Source organism: Paenibacillus sp. JT22N15, assembly GCF_059383755.1.
Genome location: NZ_JBXENV010000018.1, coordinates 83,523 through 100,934, shown reverse-complemented (window position 1 = coordinate 100,934; position 17,412 = coordinate 83,523). Strand labels below are relative to the sequence as shown.

Annotated in this window: 15 protein-coding genes and 1 tRNA gene; 13 read left to right on the top strand and 3 right to left on the bottom strand. The window is 49.7% G+C overall.

Annotation, left to right across the window (positions count from 1 at the left end; all coding sequences use genetic code 11):
* The first annotated feature begins 13 nt into the window (after nucleotides 1–13).
* The 4 genes from rapZ (at nucleotide 14) to AC50X8_RS28175 (ending at nucleotide 3,203) form a co-directional block, all read left to right on the top strand.
* Nucleotides 14–901, top strand: a complete 888-nt coding sequence (gene rapZ / locus AC50X8_RS28190; RefSeq protein WP_056032504.1) for an RNase adapter RapZ — start codon at nucleotides 14–16, stop codon at nucleotides 899–901.
* A gap of 12 nt (nucleotides 902–913) precedes the next feature.
* Nucleotides 914–1,900, top strand: a complete 987-nt coding sequence (locus AC50X8_RS28185) for a gluconeogenesis factor YvcK family protein (protein ID WP_056032501.1) — start codon at nucleotides 914–916, stop codon at nucleotides 1,898–1,900.
* Between the two features lie 6 nt (nucleotides 1,901–1,906).
* Nucleotides 1,907–2,836: a DNA-binding protein WhiA gene (gene whiA, locus AC50X8_RS28180; protein WP_056032497.1), complete on the top strand. Its 930-nt coding sequence runs from the start codon at nucleotides 1,907–1,909 to the stop codon at nucleotides 2,834–2,836.
* A 97-nt stretch (nucleotides 2,837–2,933) separates the two neighbouring features.
* Nucleotides 2,934–3,203 (top strand): HPr family phosphocarrier protein, encoded by a 270-nt coding sequence (locus AC50X8_RS28175; RefSeq protein WP_046234108.1) that lies wholly within the window; start codon nucleotides 2,934–2,936, stop codon nucleotides 3,201–3,203.
* Between the two features lie 174 nt (nucleotides 3,204–3,377).
* Here AC50X8_RS28175 and clpP read toward each other — a convergent pair whose 3' ends face one another.
* Both clpP and AC50X8_RS28165 read right to left on the bottom strand, forming a co-directional pair.
* Complete coding sequence (gene clpP / locus AC50X8_RS28170) at nucleotides 3,378–3,959, bottom strand: ATP-dependent Clp endopeptidase proteolytic subunit ClpP (protein ID WP_056032494.1); 582 nt, start codon at nucleotides 3,957–3,959, stop codon at nucleotides 3,378–3,380.
* 229 nt (nucleotides 3,960–4,188) lie between these two features.
* Nucleotides 4,189–4,260, bottom strand: a tRNA-Arg gene (locus AC50X8_RS28165).
* Between the two features lie 251 nt (nucleotides 4,261–4,511).
* On the opposite strand from AC50X8_RS28165, the gene AC50X8_RS28160 reads away from it, so the two are divergent.
* From AC50X8_RS28160 to eno, 6 genes are all read left to right on the top strand, one after another.
* Nucleotides 4,512–5,549 (top strand): sugar-binding transcriptional regulator, encoded by a 1,038-nt coding sequence (locus tag AC50X8_RS28160; RefSeq protein WP_056032491.1) that lies wholly within the window; start codon nucleotides 4,512–4,514, stop codon nucleotides 5,547–5,549.
* 307 nt (nucleotides 5,550–5,856) lie between these two features.
* Entirely contained in the window at nucleotides 5,857–6,861 is a 1,005-nt protein-coding gene (gene gap / locus AC50X8_RS28155; RefSeq protein ID WP_099517684.1) for a type I glyceraldehyde-3-phosphate dehydrogenase, read from the top strand.
* Nucleotides 6,862–7,158: 297 nt separating this feature from the next.
* A complete protein-coding gene (locus AC50X8_RS28150; protein ID WP_494882882.1) occupies nucleotides 7,159–8,340 on the top strand; it encodes a phosphoglycerate kinase in 1,182 nt (393 codons plus the stop codon).
* A gap of 30 nt (nucleotides 8,341–8,370) precedes the next feature.
* Nucleotides 8,371–9,126 (top strand): triose-phosphate isomerase, encoded by a 756-nt coding sequence (gene tpiA / locus AC50X8_RS28145; protein ID WP_056032482.1) that lies wholly within the window; start codon nucleotides 8,371–8,373, stop codon nucleotides 9,124–9,126.
* Nucleotide 9,127: 1 nt separating this feature from the next.
* Nucleotides 9,128–10,660, top strand: coding sequence for a 2,3-bisphosphoglycerate-independent phosphoglycerate mutase (gpmI, locus tag AC50X8_RS28140; protein WP_056032479.1), 1,533 nt, complete (start codon nucleotides 9,128–9,130; stop codon nucleotides 10,658–10,660).
* A 33-nt stretch (nucleotides 10,661–10,693) separates the two neighbouring features.
* Complete coding sequence (gene eno / locus AC50X8_RS28135; RefSeq protein ID WP_046234101.1) at nucleotides 10,694–11,986, top strand: phosphopyruvate hydratase; 1,293 nt, start codon at nucleotides 10,694–10,696, stop codon at nucleotides 11,984–11,986.
* 338 nt (nucleotides 11,987–12,324) lie between these two features.
* Here the strand turns inward: eno and AC50X8_RS28130 are convergent, their stop codons facing one another.
* On the bottom strand, nucleotides 12,325–12,675 hold the full coding sequence (locus AC50X8_RS28130; RefSeq protein ID WP_056032476.1) for a hypothetical protein: 351 nt from the start codon (nucleotides 12,673–12,675) through the stop codon (nucleotides 12,325–12,327).
* 119 nt (nucleotides 12,676–12,794) lie between these two features.
* On the opposite strand from AC50X8_RS28130, the gene AC50X8_RS28125 reads away from it, so the two are divergent.
* The 3 genes from AC50X8_RS28125 to rnr all read left to right on the top strand — a co-directional run bounded on the left by AC50X8_RS28125 (nucleotide 12,795) and on the right by rnr (nucleotide 17,278).
* Nucleotides 12,795–13,580 (top strand): sugar phosphate isomerase/epimerase family protein, encoded by a 786-nt coding sequence (locus tag AC50X8_RS28125; protein WP_494882880.1) that lies wholly within the window; start codon nucleotides 12,795–12,797, stop codon nucleotides 13,578–13,580.
* 110 nt (nucleotides 13,581–13,690) lie between these two features.
* Nucleotides 13,691–13,927, top strand: coding sequence for a preprotein translocase subunit SecG (gene secG / locus AC50X8_RS28120; RefSeq protein ID WP_046234099.1), 237 nt, complete (start codon nucleotides 13,691–13,693; stop codon nucleotides 13,925–13,927).
* Between the two features lie 174 nt (nucleotides 13,928–14,101).
* Nucleotides 14,102–17,278: a ribonuclease R gene (gene rnr, locus AC50X8_RS28115; RefSeq protein ID WP_494863565.1), complete on the top strand. Its 3,177-nt coding sequence runs from the start codon at nucleotides 14,102–14,104 to the stop codon at nucleotides 17,276–17,278.
* Nucleotides 17,279–17,412 lie beyond the last annotated feature (134 nt).

Below are 17,412 nucleotides of genomic sequence, written 5' to 3'. Positions count from 1 at the left end.
GGAGGAGAAGAAGATGGAGACGGCAGCGGCACTAGCGAAGCTTGTTATTATTACAGGGATGTCAGGCGCGGGCAAAACGATTGCTGTACAAAGTCTAGAGGATCTTGGCTTCTTCTGCGTCGATAATTTGCCCCCGGTGCTTATCCCTAAGTTTGCAGAGCTGATTGAGCAATCAAACGGGAAGATCGGCAAGGTTGCCTTAGTTATTGACTTGCGCGGCAGGGAGTTTTTTACAGCTTTAGCGGAGTCTTTAAGTTATATTAAAGACCATTCTACCATAAGCTGTGAGATACTGTTCCTGGATGCGACGGACGGCGTGCTCGTTCAACGTTATAAGGAGAGCCGCCGCCGCCACCCGCTTGTGCCCGATGGCTTGCCGCTGGACGGCATCAAGCTGGAGCGCAGAATGCTGGAGGATTTGAAGGGGTCTGCATCGCTGGTCATTGACACCAGCAGTATCAAGCCCGCACAGCTGAAAGAACGGATTATTTCCAGGTTTACGAATTTGGAGCAAAATAGCTTGTCGGTCAATGTCATTTCTTTCGGCTTTAAATATGGCATTCCGATTGATGCGGATTTAATTTATGATGTGCGTTTTTTGCCTAATCCTCATTATATTGAGCATCTGCGCCCAAATACCGGCCAGACGCCAGAGGTTTATGAATATGTGATGAAATGGCCGGAAACGCAGGCGTTTCTGGCTAAACTGGTTGATATGCTCCAGTTCCTCCTTCCGCTTTATCATAAGGAAGGGAAGAGCCAGGTCGTTATCGGCATTGGCTGTACCGGAGGAAAACATCGCTCGGTGGCGATTTCGGAATACTTGGGCCGTGTGCTGGGAAGCAGCGATACGGAACGGGTACGCGTCAGCCATCGCGATTCCGACCGCGACAGGCATTAACGGAGGGAATGTATGCAGAACAGGCACAAAATAGGAGCGCCTCCCAAGATCGTAGTCATTGGCGGAGGCACAGGATTATCCGTTATGCTGCGCGGGCTGAAGGAAAAGCCCATGGATATTACAGCCATCGTCACCGTTGCGGATGATGGGGGCAGCTCCGGCGTGCTGCGCAATGAGCTGCAAATTCCGCCTCCGGGCGATGTTCGCAATGTGCTGATGGCGCTCGCCGATACGGAGCCGCTGCTTGCAGAGGTGCTGCAATACCGATTCAATTCAGGCACGGGGCTTGCCGGGCATAGTCTCGGCAATTTAATGCTGGCTGCTATGGCTGACATCACAGGCGATTTTGTGACGGGCGTACGCGAGCTGAGCAGGGTGCTGGCGGTGCGCGGGCGTGTTTTGCCTGCGGCAGCCCAGGCTATCGTGCTCAAGGCAGAAATGGCCGATGGCTCGATCGTCATTGGCGAGTCGATGATTCCAAAGGCGGGTCAAGCGATCAAGCGTGTATTCATTGATTCGGAGAAGGCACACGCGCTGCCGGAAGCGGTTAAGGCGATCGAGCAAGCAGATGCCATTCTTATTGGGCCTGGAAGCTTGTACACGAGCATTATGCCGAATTTGATTGTTCCCATGCTTGCCCAAGCAATTACGGAATCTTGCGCCGTCAAGCTGTTTGTGTGCAATGTGATGACGCAGCCGGGCGAGACGGACAATTATACGGTATCGGATCATATGAATGCGATTGAGGCCCATATCGGCCTGCAATTATTTGATTATGTCATTGTGAACAATGGTGAAATTTCACCGCAAGTGGAAGCCAAATATGCAGAGATGGGCGCAAAGCCCGTCGCTATTGATTTAGAAGCTATTCGCAGCAAGGGCTGCGAGGTTATTGCGGATCGTTTTGTTTTATTCCAGACGTTTCTAAGGCATGATGCCGAGCGTCTAAGCCATCATATTTATAAGCTAGTGGAAAACTGGATGATTAGAAAGAGGTGACAAACCATGTCGTTTGCGGCACAAACGAAAAAGGAACTTACGCTTATTGAAGCGGATTCCTGCTGTGAGCTTGCAGAGCTTTCCGCACTCATTCGGATGAATGGTTCTGTCAGCTTATCCAGCCGCAAAGTCATTTTGGACATCTCAACAGAAAATGCTGCCATAGCCCGTCGTATTTATTCTCTGGTCAAAAAGCACTTTGAGGTACACACCGAGCTGTTGGTTCGGAAAAAAATGCGGCTGAAAAAGAACAATGTGTATATCGTACGTATTCCAACAATGGTACAATCTATATTGAGCAAGCTTCATATCGTATCGGAAGGTTTCGTGTTCAACTCCGGAATCGATAAAGCGATGATCAAGAAGTCTTGCTGCAAGCGTTCTTATTTGCGCGGGGCATTCCTTGCTGGAGGTTCAGTGAATAACCCTGAGGGTTCCTCGTACCATTTGGAAATTTCTTCGATGTATGAGGAGTATTGCGCCTCATTAGTGGAGCTTGCCAATAAGTTCGAGCTGAATGCCCGCTGCATTGAACGGAAGAAAGGCTTTATTTTTTACATTAAGGAAGGCGAGAAAATTATTGAGCTGCTGAACATTATCGGTGCTCATCAGGCGCTGTTCAAATTCGAGGATGTAAGGATTATGCGCGACATGCGCAATTCCGTCAATCGCATCGTCAATTGCGAGACGGCGAACCTGAACAAGACCATTGGCGCGTCCGTGCGGCAGATTGATAATATTAAACTGCTGGACCGCGAGCTGGGCCTTGATAACTTGCCGGATAAGCTCAGGGAAGTCGCTGAAATTCGCCTGCAGCACCCCGATCTGAACTTGAAGGAAGTTGGCGAACTGCTGAAAGGGTCAGTAAGCAAGTCGGGCGTAAACCATCGTCTTCGCAAAATTGACGAGCTTGCTGAAAAAATACGCAATGGCTAAACTTTTAACTTCTTGTTTCCGATGGTATAATGATACAATGAGTTTAAAATTATCGGCATAATTAAGGAATGAATAAGATATAGGGGGTATGGTTTCCATGACAAGGCTTCCGGTTGTCGTTCGACTAAAGACGGGTCTTCATGCAAGACCTGCAGCATTATTCGTACAAGAAGCTAATAAATTTTCATCTGAAGTATTCGTCGAGAAAGACGACAAGAAAGTGAATGCCAAATCGATTATGGGAATTATGAGCTTGGCAATCAGTTCGGGCACTGAAGTTTTCATAAGTGCGGAAGGTTCGGACGCAGAACAGGCTGTAAACGCTTTAGCTGCATTGGTAAGCAAGGAAGAGCTGGAGAACCAATAAGAAGCCCTATGCAGCAGGGATTCGCTTGCTCATAACCCTATTATTTGGCCATGCCGCCTTCTGGATCTGAATGATCCGGGGCGGTTTTTTGGTTAAAAAAAGTCCATAACAAAAGAACCCCGGTTCGCCTGAACCGGGGTTCTTTTGTTATGCGTCCACAATAATGCGGGGCAATTAGATTTTTTCAATAACCTTGTCAACGAGACCGTACTCGCAAGCTTCTGCTGCGCTCATGAAATAGTCGCGATCGGTATCTTTCTCCACGCGCTCAAGCGGTTGGCCTGTGCGCTCGGACAGGATGCCATTCAAGTGGTCGCGCATTTTGATAATGCGGCGTGCGCGAATTTCGATATCGCTCGCCTGGCCTTCAGCGCCGCCCAGCGGCTGGTGAATCATAACCTCGCTGTTCGGAAGCGCGTAACGCTTGCCTTTGGCGCCTGCTGCAAGCAGGAAAGCGCCCATCGATGCTGCCATACCTACACAAATGGTGGATACGTCAGGCTTGATGTATTGCATCGTATCATAGATAGCCATACCCGAGGTGATGGAACCGCCAGGGCTGTTAATGTAAAGGGAGATGTCTTTCTCAGGGTCATCAGCTGTCAGAAACAGCATCTGTGCGATGATGGAGTTGGCTACAACGTCATTGACGCCCGAGCCCAAGAAGATAATACGGTCCTTCAATAACCGGGAATAGATGTCGTAGGAGCGCTCTCCGCGATTAGTTTGCTCAATAACCATAGGGACGAAATTCATATCCTGTAAACCTCCTCCGAAAAATAACAAGATTGATATTGCCGTAACATCATAATAGCGGATGAAACGTTAAAAGTCAAAGATAGTCAGACAAATCAGATTTTTCTCTATCGCATGCCTTTTTGCAGCTAAAAAACGATATAAAAAAACCACCCTTTCATCAGGGTGGCCACATACTAGGCTTCATAAACACGATTGCTTGTTGTATGTCGTTATTGGCAAATCAGAACGCGCCCGCTAGGAATCGAACCTAGATCTCAGGCTCCGGAGGCCTACGTCATATCCATTGGACCACGGGCGCATGTATAAAAGTAACAGCAAGATTTAGTATATGTTAAATGTGAATAGAAATCAAGCCAGCTATTAAAAATAAATTTGATAAAATCGTGTCAGTAAACGGTTTCATATGAAATTGTTGACTTGAAATGTTAGATCAAGTTCGGTAAAATAGAGGTGGGACTTAAAACGAAAGCATGGGACGTTTCGTGTCCACCGCAATGCATGAGTATCGGTTTCGCTTAACTTAGTACGGGTGGAGTGAATAATTAGAAGATGCGCCAAATGATTGAATTGCAGCAGCAGCTTCTGCCAGATTTGCTCGACGTGATGAGGAAGCGCTACAGGATACTGCACCAGGTTATGCTCTCTGATCTCATCGGCCGCAGAACGCTTGCGACAACGCTCGGTATGACGGAGAGGGTGCTGCGAGCAGAAACGGACTTTCTAAAGTCGCAGGGCTTGCTTGAAATTCATGCTTCAGGCATGAGAATCAGTGAACCTGGCAAAGAACTGCTTGAACAGTTTGAGCCTTTTGTGCAGACGATTTTCGGCTTATCGGAGCTTGAGGAGAAGATCAGAAGTTATTTCGGGCTGAGCCAAGTTGTTGTTGTGGCCGGCGATTCTGATGTATCCGCGCAGACGAAGCGGGAACTCGGCAGAGCAGGAGGGCAGGTACTGCGCAAAGCGATGGAGCAAGGCGACGTCATTGCCGTTACAGGCGGTACGACGACTGCTCAGGTAGCCAATCAGCTTTCGGCTGTGGCGCCGCTTAAAACCAATTGGTTCGTGCCTGCAAGAGGCGGACTTGGCGAAAGCGTCGATTATCAGGCGAATACGATTGCTTCCACCATGGCGAAGCGGACAGGTGCCAACTATCGGCTGCTTCACGTTCCTGATCATCTTGGCGAGGAAGCTTATGCTCCCATTATGCAGGAACCGAATATCCAGGACATTATAGAAGTGATCCGCAGGGCGCGTATTGTCGTGCACGGCATCGGAGACGCTATGGTGATGGCTCGGCGCAGGAAGCTTGATGAGGCGACGATGCAGGGTATTGAAGCTGAAGGAGCGCTTGCTGAAGCATACGGTTTTTATTTTGATCGCAGCGGGCAAGTGGTTCACAAGATGCCGACGGTAGGACTACGGCTCGAGGATATTGTGAAGACTGAAGTAGTTATCGGAGTAGCCGGAGGCAAAAGCAAAGGTGAAGCGATCGCTGCAGTTATGCGTTTTGGACACAATGATGTGTTAGTTACCGATGAGGCTGCCGCATTAGAAATCATTGCGATTATTGAAGGCTCAGCTCCATAAAAATATAAGAATTTATAAGTTGCAGCTTATAAATAGGACTTATATTTCACCGCGAAACGGCAGCTTTACCGCCAGAGGACGGCTTTCGGCCGTTTACGCTTGAATTCTAAGAATTTATAAGTTTTATCCTTATATCCGCTTAGAATTCTAGGGCAAAGCTCTTCGCTCGTCCTAGAAGGACGACAAAGTCGTTTTTGCTTGGCAAGTGATCTTGATGCTTCGCGCGCCGGGCGAGACAATGGCATCCGGCATGCGAAATGTCTTGAAATATATTTTTTATCCCAAAACACTCTAGGAGGAAACAACAATGGTTAAAGTAGGTATTAACGGTTTTGGTCGTATTGGTCGTAACGTATTCCGCGCAGCTCTGAACAACGCTGATGTTGAAATCGTAGCAGTAAACGATTTGACAGACACAGCTACACTGGCTCACCTTTTGAAATATGATACAACTCACGGTACTCTTGATGCTACAGTTGAAGCTAAAGAAGGCGCGATCGTAGTTAACGGCCGCGAAATCAAAGTTTTTGCAGAGCGCAACCCTGAGAACCTGGCTTGGGCTTCTGTAGGCGCTGAAATCGTTGTTGAATCCACTGGTATTTTCACAGCTAAAGAAAAAGCTGAGCTTCACCTTAAAGGCGGCGCTAAAAAAGTTATCATCTCCGCTCCTGCTACTAACGAAGACATCACTATCGTTATCGGCGTTAACGAAGACAAATACGATGCAGCTTCCCACACAATCATCTCTAACGCTTCTTGCACAACGAACTGTCTTGCTCCGTTTGCAAAAGTATTGAACGATAAATTCGGCATCGTTAAAGGCATGATGACAACGATCCACTCGTACACAAATGACCAATCCGTTCTGGATGTACCGCACAAAGACCTTCGTCGTGCTCGTGCAGCTGCTGAGAACATCATTCCTTCATCGACTGGTGCTGCTAAAGCGGTATCCCTTGTGCTTCCTGAGCTGAAAGGCAAACTGAACGGTATGGCTATGCGTGTTCCTACACCTAACGTTTCTGTTACTGACCTGGTAGCTGAACTGAAAGTTAACGTAACAGTTGAAGAAGTTAACGCTGCTTTGAAAGAAGCTGCTGACGGCGCTCTTAAAGGCATCTTGAACTACAATGAATTGCCGCTTGTATCGAGCGACTACAACCACGATCCAGCTTCTTCCACAATCGACGGTCTGTCGACTATGGTTGTTGAAGGCAACATGGTTAAAGTTGTTTCTTGGTACGACAACGAGTGGGGCTACTCGAACCGCGTAGTTGATCTCGCTGCTTATATCGCAAGCAAAGGTCTGTAAGAACAAGGGAAATATCCCCCACAATTACATGGAACGCTTTACGTCCCAGGCCGGTATTGCACTGGCCCTTGGGATACGCTTAATCCGCGGCGCTCCCGGGGCATCGTATGCGATTCAAGCGAAACCTTAACAGGGGCGCGATTTTGTCTTCATGACGAAACGCAGCTTCAGGTTCGCGAGCCTTCTGGCCGCGGGCCAAGAGGGAGCGTTCCTTCTTTTAATAAAGAGGGAACGCTTCTTTTTGTTTGAATATAGAAAGTGTTAAGCTTTGTACGCTAATATCAGGAGGTTACATTCATGGCTAAAAAAAGTGTTCGTGACGTAGAAGTAGCAGGCAAACGGGTATTCGTACGCGTCGATTTCAATGTGCCGCTCGAAGATGGTAAAATTACCGATGACAAGCGTATCCGTGAGACGCTTCCTACGATTAACTTCTTGATCGAAAAAGGCGCGAAAGTTATTTTGGCAAGCCACTTGGGCCGCCCGAACGGTGAAGTTGTAGAAGAGCTTCGCCACACAGCATCGGCAGCGCGCCTGTCCGAGCTGCTTGGCAAACCGGTAGTAAAAGCGGATGAGTCGATCGGTGAAAATGTTAAAGCGCAAATCGCGGCTTTGAACGCTGGCGATGTATTGCTGCTTGAAAACGTTCGTTTCCATGCGGGCGAAGAGAAAAACGATCCTGAGCTGGCGAAAGCTTTCGCTGAGCTTGCTGATCTTTACGTAAATGATGCTTTCGGAGCTGCACACCGTGCTCACGCTTCGACTGAAGGTATTGCGCACCACCTGCCGGCTGTTTCCGGTCTATTGATGGAGAGAGAGCTTGATGTTCTTGGCAAAGCGCTGAACAACCCTGAGCGTCCTTTCACAGCTATCGTAGGCGGTTCGAAGGTTAAGGATAAAATCGACGTTATCAACAAAATGATCGAAATTGCCGACAACATTATTATCGGTGGCGGCTTGTCCTACACATTCTTCAAAGCACAAGGCCATGAAATCGGCAAGTCGCTCGTAGACAACTCCAAGCTTGATCTGGCGCTTGAGTTCATCGAGAAAGCGAAAAAGCTGGGCAAAAACTTCCTCATTCCAGTTGATATCGTTGTAGCTGATGATTTCAGCAAAAACGCCAACACGCAAATCGTTGACGTTGACGGCATTCCAGCTGAGTGGGAAGGCATTGATATCGGTCCTAAGACGCGTGAAATCTACGCAGAAGCGATCAAAAACTCCAAGCTGGTTGTTTGGAACGGACCAATGGGCGTATTCGAAATCGAGCCTTTCTCCCATGGTACACAAGCAGTAGCGAAAGCATGTGCAGAAACAACTGGCTACACCGTTATCGGTGGCGGCGATTCGGCTGCAGCGGCTGAGAAATTCGGTCTGGCTGATAAAATGGATCACATTTCCACTGGCGGCGGCGCTTCCCTGGAATTCATGGAAGGCAAAATTTTGCCGGGCGTTGAAGCACTTAACGATAAATAAGCAACCCATACAGTACAGGAGGGTATATATATGAGCAGAAAACCAATTATTGCAGGCAACTGGAAAATGTTCAAAACGGTTTCTGAAGCGGCTTCCTTCTTCGCAGATGTGAAAGGCAAAGCAGAGGTTGATGGCGTAGAGAGCGTGATCTGCGCGCCATTTACAGCACTTCCTTCCCTTGTTGAAGCAGCTAAAGGAACAACGATCGCGATTGGCGCTCAAAATCTTCACTTCGAAGACAATGGCGCATTTACAGGTGAAATCAGCGGCGTGATGCTGAAAGACCTGGGCGTAAAATATGTCATTATCGGCCACTCCGAGCGTCGTGCTTATTTTGCTGAGACAGACGAAATCGTTAGCAAAAAAGTACATGCAGCATTCAAGCATGATCTGACTCCTATCGTATGTGTAGGCGAGAAGCTTGAAGAGCGCGAAGCTGGCGAAACAAAAAATGTTTGCAACGTGCAAACGGTAGCGGCATTCCAAGACTTGTCCGCAGCTCAAGCAGCTGAAGTCGTTGTTGCTTATGAGCCTATCTGGGCGATTGGCACTGGCAAATCTTCAACTTCTGAAGATGCACAAGACGTTATCGGTTATATCCGCAGCGTAATTGCAGGTCTTTATGACGATGCTACAGCAGCAGCGGTTCGTATCCAATACGGCGGCAGCGTCAAACCTAACAATGTTGCTGAATATATGGGTCAGCAAGATATCGACGGCGCGCTTGTAGGCGGAGCTAGCCTTGAGCCTGCTTCCTATATCGCACTGATCGAGGGGGCCAAGTAAGATGGCTGCTCCAGTTGCATTAATTATACTTGACGGCTTTGGTCTGCGCGATGACGTGACAGGCAATGCAGTTGCCCAAGCGAAAAAGCCTAACTACGACCGTTACTGGTCGACTTACCCTCATACGCAGCTGACGGCGAGCGGTGAAGCGGTAGGCTTGCCAGATGGACAAATGGGCAACTCCGAAGTTGGCCATTTGAACATCGGCGCAGGCCGCATCGTGTATCAGGATTTGACTCGCATCAGCAAGTCGATCCGCGATGGCGAGTTTTTCGACAACGAAACGCTGCTCGGCGCTGTGCGTCATGCAAAAGCAAATAGCAAGAAGCTTCACCTGTACGGCCTGCTGTCCGATGGCGGCGTACACAGCCACATTGCGCATTTGTTTGCTCTGCTTGACCTGGCGAAGAAGGAAGGCCTGGAAGATGTTTATATCCATGCATTCCTTGATGGCCGCGACGTTGCCCCGGATAGCGCAAAAGGCTACATGGAGCAGCTTCTCGCGAAGATCGAAGAGGTTGGCGTAGGCCATGTTGCAACGGTGCAAGGACGTTATTACGCGATGGACCGCGACAAACGCTGGGAGCGGGTAGAGAAGTCTTACCGCGCTATGGTGTATGGCGAAGGCCCGCAATATAACGATCCGCTCAAGGCGATAGTTGAATCGTACGAGAAATCCGTTTATGATGAATTTGTTATGCCAACGGTTATCGTGGGCGAAGATGGCAAACCGGTTGGTCTTGTCGAGTCGGAGGATGCAGTTATTTTCTTCAATTTCCGGCCTGACCGTGCGATTCAACTGGGACAAGTATTTACGAATGAAGATTTCCGCGGTTTTGAACGTGGGGAGCATGCTCCAAAAAATCTGTATTTCGTATGCTTGACGCTGTTCAGCGAAACGATTGGCGGCTTTGTCGCTTATTCGCCGAAAAACCTTGATAATACGCTTGGTGAAGTGCTTGTGCAAAACGGCAAGAAGCAGCTTCGCATTGCGGAAACGGAAAAGTATCCGCATGTTACGTTCTTCTTCAGCGGCGGCCGCGATCATGAACTGCCGGGCGAGACTCGCGTTCTGATTAATTCGCCTAAAGTAGCGACTTATGATCTGCAACCAGAAATGAGCGCTTATGAGGTAGCGGCAGCTGCAGTCAGCGAGATTGAAGCAGATAAGCATGATGCGATTATCTTGAATTTTGCCAATCCCGATATGGTAGGTCACTCCGGCATGCTGGAGCCGACAATCAAAGCGGTGGAAGCAACGGATGCATGCTTGGGCCAAGTCGTTGAAGCTGTGCTTGCTAAAGGCGGCGTATGTATTATTACAGCTGACCATGGTAATGCCGATATGGTATTTGATGCAAATGGACGTCCTTTCACAGCGCACACAACCAACCCGGTGCCATGCATTGTGACGGTTGCTGGAGCAACGCTGCGTGAAGGCGGAATTTTGGCAGACCTTGCACCGACGGTGCTTGATTTGATGCAGCTTTCCAAGCCGGCAGAAATGACGGGCATTTCCCTGATTCAGAAGTAGCAACTATCATTAAACTAAGAGGAGTGTTCAAACATGTCTATTATCGTTGACGTATATGCACGCGAAGTATTGGATTCCCGCGGTAATCCAACAGTAGAAGTAGAAGTATCCCTAGAGTCCGGTGGCCAAGGCCGCGCTATCGTTCCATCCGGCGCATCCACTGGCGCATACGAAGCTGTTGAGCTTCGTGATGGCGACAAAGGCCGTTACCTTGGTAAAGGCGTAGAAAAAGCAGTAGATAACGTTAACACGATTATCGCTCCTGAAATCATTGGTCTGGACGCTCTTGATCAAGTAGCTATCGACCGCAAAATGATCGAGCTTGACGGTACGCCGAACAAAGCTAAGCTGGGTGCTAATGCGATTCTTGCTGTATCGATGGCTGTAGCTCGCGCTGCTGCTGATGCACTGAACGTATCCCTGTACACTTACCTGGGCGGATTCAACGCTAAAGTTCTGCCAGTTCCAATGATGAACATCATCAACGGCGGCGAGCACGCGGACAACAACATCGACGTACAAGAGTTCATGGTTCTGCCAGTTGGCGCTCCAACGTTCAAAGAAGCTCTTCGTATCGGCGCTGAAATTTTCCACAGCCTGAAATCGGTTCTGAAAAACAAAGGCCTGAACACAGCTGTAGGCGACGAAGGCGGCTTTGCTCCTAACCTTGGTTCGAACGAAGAAGCAATCACTACAATCATTTCCGCTATCGAGAGCGCAGGCTACAAGCCAGGCGTTGACGTATTCCTCGGTATGGACGTAGCTTCGACTGAATTCTTCAAAGATGGCAAATACCACCTGGAAGGCGAAGGCAAATCCTTCACGCCTGCTGAATTCGTTGACCTGCTTGCTTCATGGGTTGATAAATACCCAATCATCACAATCGAAGACGGCTGCTCCGAAGACGATTGGGATGGCTGGAAATTGCTTACTGAAAAATTGGGCGACAAAGTTCAACTCGTTGGTGACGACCTGTTCGTTACAAACACTGAGCGTCTGTCCGATGGTATCGACAAAGGCGTGGGCAACTCGATCCTGGTTAAAGTTAACCAAATCGGTTCCCTTACTGAAACTTTCGACGCAATCGAAATGGCGAAACGCGCTGGTTACACAGCGGTTATCTCTCACCGTTCCGGCGAAAGCGAAGACAGCACAATCGCTGACATCGCAGTTGCAACTAACGCTGGCCAAATCAAAACAGGTGCTCCGTCCCGTACGGACCGCGTAGCGAAGTACAACCAATTGCTTCGTATCGAAGACCAACTGGGTGCTACAGCTCAATACGCTGGTAAATCCGCATTCTACAATCTCAAAAACTTCAAATAAGCTTAAACAAATGACAGCTTGTTCAGTTTGATTGTCCAGTACTCTGGTCTTCTCTAAATGAGCAAGTATCAATGCGAATAAGCTTTTATGCACTTATGTACTTAAAAAATCCCTGCCCACAAATATTGTGGAGCAGGGATTTTTGGTATGTAAAAGTGTGGGAAGCTGCTGAAAAGACAAGCGGAGTAAAAGGGTTGGAGTGGAGAAGCGCAGCGTTCGCATTTGTCGTTGGAAATCTACCGCTAAAGCAGTTATTGTTCAAAGATTCCAAAGGCAACAGCGATCGAATCCCAACCCTTTTACGCAGCGCAGATCCTTTTCAGCAGACTTCCACCCACCTATCGCCGTACCGTCTTACGACCAACAGCCAACTCCACACTATGCACAATAATGTAGACAACCAGCAAAATAATAGCAAGCAATAACGAGCCTTCCGAATACTGCTGAAACAGCCTCACCGACCAGCCGTCATCGCCAATAATCCAATAGGCAATAAAATTAGAAACGGCAATACCGTCCTCGAACGAGGGAATCAGACTGTATAAATAATTTTGTGAAAGACCAATTGCAGCTATAAGCGTAACAATGACGGAAATGAACACGCCTTTGGAGTAAATGTATAAGGCGCCAGCCTTTTTGAGAACAATCATGGTTAGGATAATCCCGGCCAAACAAATGATGATAAACAAAGCAGTATCCCCCTTTGCATAAGTAGTGTGCGAAGCCTTTGCTTGTTTTGGTCACCTCTAATGACGAGCCTGTTTTGCAAATGGTTGCTGGATTTGAGCAGAAAAGGAGGTGTTATTTTATGGATAAACAAGTGCTGAGTCTGCAAATGTATTCGCTGCGGGACATTACAGAAAGCGACCTACTGGGGTCTCTGGACAAGGTAGCTGAAATCGGCTATAAAGCGGTCGAATTCGGGGGTTATTTTCACGCACCGGCAAGAAGGTTGAAAGAGCGTTTGGATTCACTGGGGCTCATTGCGCCTTCCGCGCACATCCCGCTTAATTTTGAAAATATAAAAAAAATTCCATCAGACTTCGAGAAGCAGGTTGAATATGCAAATGAGATTGGGCTGAAATACATGGTCGTGCCTTGGGTTCCTGTGCCAGAGGTGCCGAAAATGGACGATATTAAATATTTGGCAGAAATTTTGGAGCGATGTGCTTGGCAAACGAAGCAGCAGGGCATAAAGCTATGCCTGCATAACCATGATGCGGATTGGAAAAAGGTTGAAGGCAAGCCGCTGTATGTGCACCTGCTGGAGCTTGTGCCTGCGGATTTGTTAGAGGCGGAGCTGGATTTGGGATGGATTTACATGGCGGGTTATGACCCGGCTGAATACGTGAAATATTATTCGGATCGGCTGCCGCTCGTCCATTTTAAAGATTTTCAGGAGGGACGCAAGGATACGGAGCTCGGGAGAGGAGATGTCGGCTACACCGAGCTGTATGAGGTGGTCAAGCATTCGGGAGTAAAATATATCATTATCGAGCAGCAGCAGTTTACGGAAACGTCACTGAAAAGCGCAGAGATGAGCTTTCATTTTATGCAAAGGCTAATGCAAGACCCGCAGCCAGCCAAGGGATAGCCGTAACAGGAAATGTTAGGGTTAAACAGCAAAGTATTGTTTTCAGTAAATCGCTGTGATACAATCATTTTATATGTTTTAATGGAGCTCCTATGCTGGAGGTGGATTGAATGGATATAGCTTTGAAAATTTTACTGGTTATTTTTTCGGTTGGCCTAATTGCGGTCGTATTGCTGCAAAAAGGTAAAAGCGCGGGATTGTCCGGAGCCATTAGTGGTGGCGCTGAGCATTTGTTCGGCAAGCAGAAAGCGCGTGGTTTGGACTTGTTCCTGCAGCGTTTGACGATTGCACTGGCTGTTGGATTTTTCGTCCTGTCGCTCGTTGTTGCTTACGTCGTACAACAGTAATAATCTGTATTGAATGCAAAAAGTGGGGGAGCTTCCTCCACTTTTTTTGTTTTTTCGTTGTTTCGCGGATGCGATTGGGTAATTTCGTGTATACTAATTGGTATATGATAATCTATCAACCGGTTGCAAGTGCTGATAGAATGGCCTCCGGTATATGAGGTGACGAGGAAACTAATGACACAAGAGCAGGAATTGCTTGATTTTATGCGGGAGACCGCTTATAAACCGATGACTTATCAGGAGCTGGAGCAGCATTTTGGCGTGATGGAGGCTGCTGATTTCAAAGCTTTTTTGCAGCTGCTTACCCATCTGGAGGATAGCGGAAAAATCCTCCGTACGAGCAATGACCGTTATGGCGTTCCGGAACGGATGAATTTGCTGCGCGGAAAATTGCAGGTGCATGCGAAAGGCTTCGCATTTCTGCTTCCTGACGACAAAGAGCATCCTGACATTTATATTCACGCCAATGATCAGCTCAGCGCGATGAACGGCGATATTGTCCTTGCGCGCGTGACGTCCAAGAGCCAAGCTGGAGGCCGCCTGGAGGGCGAGGTAGTCCGCATTGTGCAGAGAGCGGTTACACAGGTGGTCGGCACTTTCGAAAGCCATGAAGTGTATGCCTTTGTTGTGCCGGATGACAAACGGATTAACCGCGACATTTTCATCGCGAAAAATGAATTTAAAGGCGCTGTGTCCGGTCAAAAGGTTGTCGTGCGCATCGTTACCTATCCAGAAGGCCGTTCAGCGGCACAAGGCGAAATTATTGAAATTCTTGGCCATAAGGATGACCCAGGCATCGATATTTTGTCGATTATCCGCAAGCATCAGCTGCCGGAAGGCTTTCCGGAAGAGGTGGATGCAGAGGCAGAAGCGGCTCCTGATTCGATCACCGAGGAAGAAATTGTAGAGCAGGGCCGTCGAGACCTGCGCAATGAGGTCATCGTAACGATTGATGGCGAGGATGCCAAGGATCTGGATGACGCTGTCCATGTGAAGGTGCTGGACAACGGCAATTATTTGTTGGGCGTCCATATCGCAGACGTGGGCTATTATGTGCGTGAAAACTCCGAGCTTGATCAAGAAGCTTTCCGCAGAGGCTGCAGCGTTTATTTGGTGGACCGCGTCATTCCGATGCTGCCTCATCGCTTGTCGAATGGCATTTGCTCGCTTAATCCGCAAGTAGATCGGCTGACGCTTTCCTGCGAGATGGAGTTTGATGCCAAAACGCTGAAACGCGTGCGCCATGATGTGTTTACGAGTGTTATTCGTACGAAAGAGCGCATGACATATACGAACGTTCGCAAGCTGCTGACTGCTACCGAAGAGGAACCGCAAACCGAGCTGAAGGAGCGCTACGCTGATTTGCTGGATATGTTCACGCTGATGGAGCAGCTGGCGATGAAGCTTCGCAAGCAGCGGATGAAGCGGGGCGCGATTGATTTTGACTTTCAGGAGTCGAAGGTCATCGTTGATGAGCAGGGCAAGGCCGTCGATATTGTGAAAAGGGATCGTTCCATCGCGGAGCAGATCATTGAGGAATTTATGCTTGTGGCGAACGAGACGGTTGCCGAGCATTTCCACTGGCTGCGCGTTCCTTTCCTATACCGGATTCATGAAGACCCGGATCAGGAGAAGCTGATGCATTTCATGCAGTTTGCTGCGAACTTCGGTTATGTGGTGAAGGGCAAAGGCAACTCGGTCCATCCGCGTGCGCTGCAAATGCTATTGGAGGAAATCAAAGGCGCGAAGGAAGAGACGGTCATTTCCACCGTTATGCTTCGCTCGATGAAGCAGGCGAAATATGATGCGCAAAGCTTGGGACATTTTGGGCTGGCAGCGGAATTTTATTCGCATTTTACTTCGCCTATTCGCCGGTATCCGGATTTGGTTATCCACCGTGTCATTCGCGAGGTGCTGGAGGGCGGCGGAGCGCTCAGCGAGAAGCGCAATGAGGCGCTGACTGCACGCATGCCGGATATCGCGCAGCATTCATCTGAGCGTGAGCGGGTAGCGGCTGATGCCGAGCGTGACACCGAGCAGATGAAAAAATGCGAATTCATGCTTGATAAAATAGGCGAGGAATTCGATGGCATTATCAGCAGCGTAACCAGCTTCGGGATGTTTGTCGAGCTGGATAATACGGTGGAAGGGCTTATTCGTCTGAGCGATCTGACGGATGATTATTACCACTTCCAAGAGCAGCATATGGTGCTTATCGGCGAACGTACTTCCAAGGTGTACCGGATTGGCGATGAGGTGAAAATCCGCATTGGCAATGTGAATATGAATGACCATACGATTGATTTTGAAATGGTCGATATGAAGCCTCGCAGCGGTTTTAAAGGCATCGCTGATGCTGGGTTCGGCGCATCGCGCGGCGGGCGCGGGCGCAGCGGCGGCTTTAACAAAGGCGGACGCAGCAGCGGTGGCGGTGCGGGCACCGACACTAGAGCGAAGGGCGACAGTACCGCTGCTGGCAGCAAGGGCGGAAATGGCGGCTACGGCGGCTTTAAAGGCAAGGGCGGCAAAGGCGCCAAAGCGGGCAATGGAGCGAGAGGCGCCAGAGCTGGGAATGAAGGGCATGGAGGAAGAGCTGGGAAAAGCGGCAGAGCAGGGAACAGCGGTAAAGCAGGAGCAAGAGATGGCGGCCAGCAAAGCAGCGGTCTGGCCGGAAATGGGCAGAACCCGTGGCAGCTGGATGGTGCTGCTGCCGGGGCGCGTCGTCGCGGCAAGCGCGACGACATTGGTGCGGGGCAGCGGCGCGAGGGTGATGGCGCCGCGCCGGGGTTGTCGGACGCGCTAAGCCGTCCGGCAGGAGAGAGCCAGCGCCAGGATAGCGGCGCTGGTGAGGAGCAGCTGTGGTGGAACTCAGCTGCTCAGGCCGGCGGAGCCGGCCAAGGCGCGAAGCGCCAGCGCAAGGGCGCTGGGCGCGGAGCTGCGCCAGGCGCAAGCGGCGGCGGGAACGCGCCGCGCCGCGGGCGCAAGGGCGACGCTGGCGGCAGCTTTGCGCCGGCGGAGCAGACGCAGCGGATCGTGCGGGCGGAGCCGCAGGATCGAGGCGAAGGGCGCGGCGGCGAAGGCGCGCCGCGCACGGATATGTGGGGGCTGCCGATTAGAGGAGGCAGCCGTCGCAGCGATGACGGCGAGCGAAGCGGCGGAGCCGGCCGTGGCTTTGAAGGCGGCAAGCGGCGCCAGGCGGCGCAGCCAGGCTCAACCAGCGGCGCCAACCCTGGTGGGCAGGCTTCGCCAGATGCTGCTGGAGCAGGCGGAGATGCGGCTAAGAGGAAGCGCAAGAAGAAAAACGGAGGCAACAATTCAACGGCTGCTTTTGTTAGAAAAAAACGTAAATAAAACAAAATAGTTGTAAAGTCCCTTGCATCAGCGCTGCCCCTCATACAGAGGCTCAGCAGCGCTGGTACAGCGGGCCAAGCTTTAGAAATTATTTAAGCTTGTCGCTTGCTTTTTGAATATGGGTATAGTACACT

Coding starts and splice junctions, on each gene's coding strand:
- rnr (WP_494863565.1), top strand. CDS start 14,102: ATGACACAAGAGCAGGAATTGCTTGATTTTATGCGGGAGACCGCTTAT.
- eno (WP_046234101.1), top strand. CDS start 10,694: ATGTCTATTATCGTTGACGTATATGCACGCGAAGTATTGGATTCCCGC.
- AC50X8_RS28185 (WP_056032501.1), top strand. CDS start 914: ATGCAGAACAGGCACAAAATAGGAGCGCCTCCCAAGATCGTAGTCATT.
- gap (WP_099517684.1), top strand. CDS start 5,857: ATGGTTAAAGTAGGTATTAACGGTTTTGGTCGTATTGGTCGTAACGTA.
- AC50X8_RS28160 (WP_056032491.1), top strand. CDS start 4,512: ATGCGCCAAATGATTGAATTGCAGCAGCAGCTTCTGCCAGATTTGCTC.
- clpP (WP_056032494.1), bottom strand. CDS start 3,959: ATGAATTTCGTCCCTATGGTTATTGAGCAAACTAATCGCGGAGAGCGC.
- tpiA (WP_056032482.1), top strand. CDS start 8,371: ATGAGCAGAAAACCAATTATTGCAGGCAACTGGAAAATGTTCAAAACG.
- secG (WP_046234099.1), top strand. CDS start 13,691: ATGGATATAGCTTTGAAAATTTTACTGGTTATTTTTTCGGTTGGCCTA.
- gpmI (WP_056032479.1), top strand. CDS start 9,128: ATGGCTGCTCCAGTTGCATTAATTATACTTGACGGCTTTGGTCTGCGC.
- whiA (WP_056032497.1), top strand. CDS start 1,907: ATGTCGTTTGCGGCACAAACGAAAAAGGAACTTACGCTTATTGAAGCG.
- AC50X8_RS28125 (WP_494882880.1), top strand. CDS start 12,795: ATGGATAAACAAGTGCTGAGTCTGCAAATGTATTCGCTGCGGGACATT.
- AC50X8_RS28175 (WP_046234108.1), top strand. CDS start 2,934: ATGACAAGGCTTCCGGTTGTCGTTCGACTAAAGACGGGTCTTCATGCA.
- AC50X8_RS28150 (WP_494882882.1), top strand. CDS start 7,159: ATGGCTAAAAAAAGTGTTCGTGACGTAGAAGTAGCAGGCAAACGGGTA.
- rapZ (WP_056032504.1), top strand. CDS start 14: ATGGAGACGGCAGCGGCACTAGCGAAGCTTGTTATTATTACAGGGATG.